4 protein-coding genes are annotated in these 3176 nt (G+C 29.4%); all 4 read right to left on the bottom strand.

Translation table 11 applies throughout. The features are described 5' to 3' along the window. Positions 1–177 (bottom strand): DEAD/DEAH box helicase (locus ABVZ64_RS07260; RefSeq protein WP_352400363.1); only part of this gene is annotated, 177 nt, incomplete at its 3' end. A gap of 89 nt (positions 178–266) precedes the next feature. After that, positions 267–812: a protein adenylyltransferase Fic gene (gene fic, locus ABVZ64_RS07255; protein WP_075660404.1), complete on the bottom strand. Its 546-nt coding sequence runs from the start codon at positions 810–812 to the stop codon at positions 267–269. 26 nt (positions 813–838) lie between these two features. Beyond that, a complete protein-coding gene (locus tag ABVZ64_RS07250) occupies positions 839–1174 on the bottom strand; it encodes a hypothetical protein (RefSeq protein ID WP_075660134.1) in 336 nt (111 codons plus the stop codon). Between the two features lie 620 nt (positions 1175–1794). Next, positions 1795–2730, bottom strand: coding sequence for a S66 peptidase family protein (locus ABVZ64_RS07245; RefSeq protein ID WP_013669676.1), 936 nt, complete (start codon positions 2728–2730; stop codon positions 1795–1797). Positions 2731–3176: the final 446 nt, after the last annotated feature.

The raw sequence follows: 3176 nt of genomic DNA, 5'->3' as shown, positions 1-3176 counted from the left end.
TCCAATATCATATAAAATCCCAAGTGTTTTAAATTTATCGTATACCTGGGTACGTAATAAGGCAGAAGGAACTACAACCAAGGTCCTTTCAATACTTTCCGTTACTACGGCAGCCATCATAGTTTCTGTTTTTCCTGTTCCTGTGGATACAAGAGCAATAACTTCTCCCACTTGCATTATCTCATATCTAGGTTAGCTATTGCTTTTTTCTGATAGTATATTTATTTTTATTTGGATAATAATCACTATATAAATTATTTCTTAGATTATTTTGTATAATATCCCTCATATTCATATGAACGCTGGATTCCTCTCATATAAACTTGTCTATCATTAATTCTCTCTGTTAAAGCACCTTTTAACAAAACTTTAATTTCTAGAGAATTTATCGGTGATCTTTCCATAGCTGATAAATATTCTTCTTTATCTATCTTACTCCAATCTATGCACATACCCATATTTGATTTAAAAATTAAATCCAACCATATTCTAGTAGCTCTCCCATTCCCTTCTCTAAAAGGATGAGCTACATTCATTTCTACATATTTTTCTATAATACTATCAAAATCTGACTCAGGCATCTTTTCAATAATTTCCAAGTTAGATTCTAAAAACCTAACAGGAGCAAAGCGAAAATTGCCCTTTGATAAATTCACAGTCCTTATTTTTCCTGCAAAATCAAATACATCTTGAAATATATATTGATGGATTTGTTGTAGCCCCTTAAATGTTCCTACTTCAAATGTATCTATTATTTTGTTATCAAAAAGTTCATAAGCTCTCTTTTTTGTTAATTCTATATTTTCTTGCATAAAACATTCCTCCATTTACTCTCCTACTAAATTCCATAATGGATAATATACTTATCTCTTATTTTAGCCTCTTTAAACAATTCAATAATTTTATTATATGGTTCTTTATCATATTTGCTAAAAATAAATATAAAAGAATCAATTGACTCAGGTGGTATAAGTGTTATCCCACAATACGCAAGATTCATTCCTGGGCATTCTAGCGTATGCCAATAACAGTAAATATCATCGAAACTATGCAATAATGGTTCAATAAAATCATCATTTATTTTGATAAGTTCAAATTTTTCAGGCTCATATTCATCAAACCTCTGATATTTTTTTGGAGTATCTTCCATAATACCAAACTCATGGTAGGCCATAATCATCTTCCTTCATAAATTTAAATACTGTAGCTACATACCTTTCTACTTATGTGTAACTAGCTAATTCCACTAATATAAATATATCAAATAATTGAGAATTACTAAATAATCAAATTCTGTTCTCTCATGCACTGCCTTATGACAATTATACCTGATACTCTAAAAAATGCATGAATTTTTTTACATAAAAATCTATGAAATCCTTGATACTATAGTATTTATACACCCTGTCACTATTATGATACGAGCCCCTGTGGATAGAAAATCAAACAATTATATCTGGAAGACTAATATTTGATTACTTTATTAAATTATTAACATCATCCTCTATTCAAAATACATTCTCTGCATTGATAATATGTATAATTTTATCGCTATTAAGAATTTCTTCTATTTTTTCACCAATAAATCTAGACTTTATGTTGTAATTTTTTAAGTTTTTTGTAGGAATCTAAGGAAGTTTTTCTCCATCATTTACATAATACCATCTATATCATCAGCATCTTTTGTTAAAACCCTTCTAACTTCCATTTTCATTTATAACATCTCCCTCTTTGGTTAACTTTTCTCTTTTAATGGTTGATAGAAGTGTTCTATATGCCTTTAGAGATTATTAACTAATGCTTCACTACCTCCAATAAAATGGAAGTTTCTGTTGCATTCACCCTTACTAGTCCACCTATTGGAAATGTTGCAAAGGGGAATACGTGTCCAAAATCAACATTAAATACAATAGGTATATTTTTAAGTTGTTTTTTAGTTGATACTATTCTTTGAATTACATTTATATCTATTTTACAACTATCATCAAATCGCCCAAATAATATTCCTTTTACTCCATTAAATTTTAAGATTTGAATTAAAGATTGCAAATTTCTTTCGAACTCGGCAGCGAAATAATTCCCCATAATATTATCATCTTCCAAAAATAATATCTTGTTCTTTAAGTTAGGCATAAATTTTGTTCCTTGCAAAAGATTCAGTGTGCAAAGGTTTCCTCCTATAAGTTCTCCCTCACAACTTCCTTCCTGTATAAGATAGTATTCTTTTGCATCTTTAGATGGTCTTATATTATACTTATCAGAATTCATAAGACATCTTTCAAAATATGAATATGTATAGTCAGTTTCTTTTTCAAAGCCAAAACTTGAGAAATGGGGTCCATGATAAGTAACTAAACCTGTCTTAGAATAAATGGCATTAAGCAAAGCAGTAATATCAGAAAATCCACATATAATTTTGGGATTAGCCTCTATTAAAGAATAATCTATATACTCCAATATTTGATTAACATTAAATCCGCCTATGCAGGTAAGTATAGCCTTAACATTTTTATCTAAAAAGGCTTCGTGTAAATCTTCAACACGAGACTCGATACTTGAAGAGTTCACTTCATCAATTTCACGACTGTTTCGTGAAAAAGTTATTTTAAAACCTTTTTCCGTTAACAATGTTAAAGCCTTATCAAAAGTATCTTGCCTTACTACACTCAAACTTCGAGAAGGAGCTATAACCCTTATCTCATCTCCAATTTTTAATTTATTAGCAATCATTTAAACACTCCTCCTGAATATGTTATATTAAATATTCCAATTCATAACTTCTCATGCACTACTTACAACAATTATACCCAATTGCTCTAACCAATGCATGAATGCTTTCAATAAAAATCCCTGAAACCCTTATGTTAAAACATTTATGCACCCTGTCACTATTATGACACGTTCCTCGGTGGCAAGAAAAAAATGTCCAGATTATTTGATCTGCCCCTTTGAAATTTATTATTTTATTATAAATAAGTTTTCAAGCCAATATTAGTTTAATATAGAATAAAAGATATACATCCCTCTCTACAATATGATATTTATCACTTTCACTTCGATAAATATCTATGTATTCAATCTTATCTTTTACAAGATTATGTGTCAATAATACAGCATATAGACTTACTACTTCTGATAATGTCTCTGCTTATGTTACTTCATCCTTAGAGAATGGG

The sequence above is a fragment of the Anaerotignum sp. genome, assembly GCF_040307045.1.
Classification (GTDB): Bacteria; Bacillota; Clostridia; order Lachnospirales; family Anaerotignaceae; genus Chakrabartyella.
This window is presented reverse-complemented; position numbering and strand designations above follow the sequence as displayed.

Coding starts and splice junctions, on each gene's coding strand:
- fic (WP_075660404.1), bottom strand. CDS start 812: ATGCAAGAAAATATAGAATTAACAAAAAAGAGAGCTTATGAACTTTTT.
- ABVZ64_RS07250 (WP_075660134.1), bottom strand. CDS start 1,174: ATGGCCTACCATGAGTTTGGTATTATGGAAGATACTCCAAAAAAATAT.
- ABVZ64_RS07245 (WP_013669676.1), bottom strand. CDS start 2,730: ATGATTGCTAATAAATTAAAAATTGGAGATGAGATAAGGGTTATAGCT.